The following is a 5,169-nucleotide window of genomic DNA, read 5'->3' as shown; positions in this document are numbered from 1 at the left end:
CCAGTTCACCAGTTCCCCCAGTTCATCTTTTTTACCGTAGGCCAGGCGCTGGGTGAGGTCGCCGTCGCCGCTGGCGATTTCCTTGAGCATGGCGGCCACGCTGTTGATCGGCCGGGTCACGCCGGTGGCGGTCAGCCAGATCAGCAACAGGCCCAGCAGCCCGGCGGCTGCGCCTACCAGCAACGCCTTGACGGTGCCACTGGCCTGGGCCTTGTCGAGCACCGCCTGGAGTTTGAGCGAGTCTGCCAGCAGCACTTGTTTGGGCAGTTTGATCACCACGCCCCAGGATTTGGCGTCGGCAATCGGTTTGACCGGGTACACGGCGCGAATCGTGCCGTCTTCCTCGCGGATCTTGCGGGTATCGCTGGCCAGCAGTTGCACGATCTCTTTGCCTTCGGCACCGAGGGTGTCCACCAGGTTTTTGCCGACTTTGGCCGGCTCGCCGCTGTAGCCGGCGATCAAGCCGTTACCGGACAGTATTTCGAGAATTCCGGCGCCGTTGAACAGTTCTTTTTGCGCCGCATCGGTCGCCGCTTGCAGGGCATTGAGGGCGAGGTCCACACCGACCACGCCGATCACTTTGCCGTCGACCAGCAGCGGCAGGGAAATGGTGGTCATCAACACCGGCTTGCCGGCCACGGTGTCTTCATACGGGTCCAGCAGGCAGGTATTTTTGGTGTCCCGCGGGCAGGTGTACCAGATGTTGTAGGGCGTGCCGCTGAGGTTGAGGGTGGTCTTGGTCAGGTCATCCTCGACCATCACGGTGTTCAGGCCTTCACCGCCGGCGCGGCTCCAGTAGCTGGAAAAGCGGCCTTTTTCGTTGGACACACGGGCGGCATCATTGACGAATTCACTGTCTTTGCCATCGAGGGCGTTGGGCTCGAACGACAGCCAGATGCCGAGCACCTTGGTGTTGCGGTCGAAGGCGGTTTTCAGGCTGTGGTTGAGTTCTTCACGCAAGGCCCCGGCATCCAGCGAGCGCTTGGCGGCCAGAGTGCGCAGGTCCTTGATCTGGTCGGCCAGGGCCGTCACCACCAACAGGCTTTCACCGAAGGTTTTTTGCAGTTGCACCGCTTGCTCGGCGGCCTTGGCCTGCAGCAGGTTCTGCACACTGTCGGTGAGCATTCGCGAGCTTGAATCGCTGATGAGTTCGTCGTTCTGGTTGGTCTGGTACAGGTTCATGCCGACCACCAGGGCGATCACCCCCAGCAGGCACAGACCGGACAACAGCACGATTTTCAAGCGAATGGAGAGGGTGTCGAACATAGAAGTACCCGCGAATGGACTTATTAGTATGCAAGCTCACGCGAGTCCATTCGGCGCTATGCCCGGAACATCGGCTTGGGCCGGCAGTTCATGAGCGGGAGCCGATGAGCGGTAGTCAGGGTGTCAGGTGGGTTGCGGGAGACGTTCCGGTCGCGACCAGATCCACAGGTTGCCCATGCTCATTCCGGCGATGGCCAGGTAGATCGGCCAGCCGTGGTCGAGCATCACCAGCATCAGGCCGGCGCACAGCAGCATGCTCACGGTGGCGCTGACTTTGGCCCGGCGGGCGATGATCTTGCCATTGCGCCAATTGAACAGGATCGGCCCGAACAGCCGGTGGTTTTCCAGCCAGGCACTCAGGCGCGGCGAGCTTTTGGTGGCGGCCCAGGCGGCCAGCAGGATGAACTCGGTGGTGGGCAAGCCCGGTACCACAATCGCAATCAAGCCGATGCCCAGGCTGACGTAGGCCAGCAGGCCGAACAGGACGCGGGCGATTTTGGATGAGGATTGGGTTTTGCCGGTCATGGGTGCGGTTTGCATGGATGGATTTACGAAGGATTCAAAGTGAAACCGGATCAAAATGTGGGAGCGGGCTTGCTCGCGAATGCGGTGGTTCAGTCACCAGATATATTGACTGATCCACCGCATTCGCGAGCAAGCCCGCTCCCACATTTGATTGCATTCCAATCAGGGAATCAGGCCAGCTCAGGGGCGCTAGCGTACGCCTGTTCCAGCAACACGGTGAAGCGCACGAACGCATCAATCGCGCCTTTCTCCACTTCGGCTTCTTCTTCAGCGGTGAATTCCAGTGCGTCGAGGGTGCGGGTGAAGCGCTTCCAGCCTTCAGCGCGACCCCCCGCAGGCTCGCCCAGGTGACGGGCACCGAAGGTTTCGCTCAAACCCAGGCCCACGGCACGCTTGATCAGGAACGCGGCGCCCAGCTTGGAGCCTTCGGACACGAACAGCCAGCCCAGCGCTTCGGCCTTGCTCGGGTTTTTCACCGCGCCGGCCACCGGTGCCGGTACTTCGGTGTTCAGGTCGCCCAGGTCCAGCTTGGCCGCTTCGGCACGGCAGCGTTCGGCGAGGTCAGGGACGATCTTGATCAACTCTGCATCGTTGTACAGCGCCACCAGCTCCGACTGGAACAGGTATTGCGCGACCACGAAGCGGGCGAAGTTGGCCTGGGTTTCAAACGGTGCATGGGCCTTCACCAACGCATCGAGCTTGGTGTGCGGTTCGTTGGTGATCTGGTTCAGGCGCTGGGAGCGCAGGGCTGCACGTTCTGCGGTAGGGGAGGCGGTCATCGGGGAGTCCTTGAGAAGAGAAAGCGTCTGGTTGCCAGGCTGTTATGAACTAGACGAACCAGAAGACGCGTCACAGTAAAAAATCCTCACCCCGGCGCAGATTAAATCGCGCCGGGGTGAGGCTCCATGGATCAGATGTCCCAGATCAGATTGATCGCAAAGTTGCGGCCCGGCTGGGTCAGGCGGTCGAGGTTGGCCGGGCCGGTCACACCGGCTTCGCCGACGCTGTCGTAGCTGCGCACGTCATCCCAGTTCCAGTATTTCTTGTCCGTCAGGTTGTACAGGCCGCCGTTGATGGTCACGTCGTTGGTGACCTTGTAGAAGCCGGTCAGGTCGACGATGCCAAAACCCGGGGTCTTGAACGGGCCGTTGGCGCTGTTGCCGTCAGGGGCGAAGAAGGTGGTGCTGTCGACGCGGTCCTGTTTCTTGACCAGGGTCCAGCTGACCAGGGCACCGTAGTTCTGCTGGTCATAGCCCAGGCCGAACACGCCCTTGAGCGGGTTGACGCTGTTCAACGGTTCGCCGTTGTCGTCATTGCGCCCGTAGGTGTAGGCAATCGAGCCTTGGGTATACAGGCCCTGCGGTGCGCCGAATGCGTCGAGGCTCAAGCGGCCCTTGGCCTCCACGCCCTTGATGGTGGCGTGCTTGATGTTGTTGGCTTCGAACTGCTGGACGGTGCCACCGGCAACCGAGGCATCTTCGTCGATGAAATCACGGTACTTGTTGTAGTACACCGCCACATCAAACGAGCCCGAGTCGAAGTTGCCGCGAATCCCGGTTTCGACGCCCCGGCTGCTTTCCGGCTTGAGGTCCGGGTTGGGTTCGACGGTGTAGCGCTGCTGCAGGTTTTCAAAGCGGCCATACAAGGCCTTGGCCGACGGGGTGCGATAGCCTTCGGCGTATTGGCCGAACCAGGTGTATTGCTCGGTCAGGGCGTAAGTCACGCCGAACTTGGGCGTTACACGGTGCCAGTTCTTTTCCGAATCGCTGTGGTCGTAGATGCGTGTCGGGTCAACGGTATTGAGGAATTCCTGGGTCAGCTTGGGTTTGAGCTGGATGTAGTCGTAGCGGACGCTGGGCAGGAAGGTCCACTTGTCCCAGGCAATCTGGTCCTGGGCAAACAGCGCGTAGGAGTTGATGGTCGGGTCGGGGAAGTCGCTGGCTTTTTTCACGCTGTCGGCGGCCGACGGGCTTGGTGCACCGATGGCGGTGCAGCCTGCGCCGACCGCCAGGCAGGTCGCGGCGCCCTCACGGGAACCGGTGACTTTCTGCTGCTTGAGGGTGGTGCCGTAGGTCACGACATGGTCGGTTTCGCCGATGCTGAAAGCCTTGTCCAACTGCGCGTCGAATACCCACTGCTTCTCTTCGTACAGGGTCTCGCGGGTGCGCAATACCTTGCGCGATGGCTGGTAGATTTCTGCGGTGGTCTGGTCGGTCTTGGCGATCTGGTAGTTGAGGCTGGTCTTGATGTGATCGGCAATCGGCGAGTCGAGGGCGAACTTGTTTTCGATGCCGAAGCGTTCGCGGGTGATGGTGTCGTTGCCCGTGCGGCCGCGGTAGAAATTGAAGCCCTGGCCACCGACAAACGGGCCACCCACTGCGTTTTTCAGGTTGGTGTCGCGATCGTCCTTGAACTTCTCGTAGGTCAGGCCCAGGCGGTTGTCTTCGCCGTAGTTCCAACCCAGTTTGGCCAGCACGTTGGTGGTGCGCGCATCTTCCGGGTTGGCGCCGGTGCGGGCCAGGCCGGTGGCGTTATTCCCGTCGTAGGATTCCATCTCGTGACCGTTGCGCTGGCTCAGGTGCAGCAAGCCGTCGAAGTCCTGCACGCGACCGGCGACGGTGCCGGAGGTCAGCCAGCTCTCATCGGCGGAGCTGTAGCCGGTCTTCAGGCGTGCGCCGTAGTCCTGCCCGGGCTTGATGATGTCGTTGGGGTCGAGGGTAAAGTAGCTCACCGCGCCGCCGATGGCGCTGCTGCCGTACAAGGCCGAGGCCGGGCCGCGCAGGATTTCCACGCGCTTGACGATTTCCGGGTCGACGTAGTTGCGGCGGGTCTTGGCGTAGGGGCCGTTGAAGAAGTTGTCCGGCACCTCGACGCCGTCCACCTGGGTCAGGATACGGTCGCCGTCGATCCCGCGAATGTTGTAGCCAGCATTGCCGGAGCGGGTGCCGGCACCGCCCACCGAAACACCTGGCTCATAACGCACCAGTTCACGGATGGTGTTGACGTTCTGGCGGTCCAGTTCTTCGCGGTCGTGCACGGTCACGGTGCTGGGCACGCTGTCCACGGCCTGTTCCTGGCGGGTGGCACTGATGGTCATCTGTTGCAGGGTGATGGCGCCGACGGCGACGCGTTTTTCCAGCACGATGTTGTTGTTGCCCAGTTTGCGATAACCCAGGTTGGTCCCCACCAACAGCCGGTCCAGGGCTTTATCCGCCGGCAATGAGCCGCGCACGCCAGGGGACGACACACCCTGGCCCAGTTCTGCCGGCAGGCCGACTTGCCAGCCGGTCACCGCGGTGAAGGCGTTCAGCGCCGAGACCAGGGATTGCTGCTCGATGCTGAAGCTGTAATTGCCCTGGCTGCGGCTGGCAGGCTCGG

The 5,169-nt window shown here is 61.8% G+C and carries 4 protein-coding genes; all 4 read right to left on the bottom strand.

What is annotated here, in order from left to right:
* Nucleotides 1-1,266, bottom strand: a 1,266-nt coding sequence (locus HX846_RS26695; protein WP_178966429.1) for a HAMP domain-containing protein, incomplete at its 3' end; no start/stop codon positions are given.
* Between the two features lie 123 nt (nt 1,267-1,389).
* Entirely contained in the window at nt 1,390-1,791 is a 402-nt protein-coding gene (locus HX846_RS26690) for a YbaN family protein (protein WP_008435511.1), read from the bottom strand.
* Between the two features lie 170 nt (nt 1,792-1,961).
* Complete coding sequence (locus HX846_RS26685) at nt 1,962-2,570, bottom strand: biliverdin-producing heme oxygenase (RefSeq protein ID WP_178966428.1); 609 nt, start codon at nt 2,568-2,570, stop codon at nt 1,962-1,964.
* 131 nt (nt 2,571-2,701) lie between these two features.
* Nucleotides 2,702-5,169: TonB-dependent receptor (locus HX846_RS26680; protein WP_178966427.1), on the bottom strand; the 2,468-nt coding region annotated here is incomplete at its 5' end.

The sequence above is a fragment of the Pseudomonas sp. K5002 genome (genome assembly GCF_013386655.1).
In the GTDB taxonomy this organism is placed as follows: Bacteria; Pseudomonadota; Gammaproteobacteria; order Pseudomonadales; family Pseudomonadaceae; genus Aquipseudomonas.
This window is presented reverse-complemented; position numbering and strand designations above follow the sequence as displayed.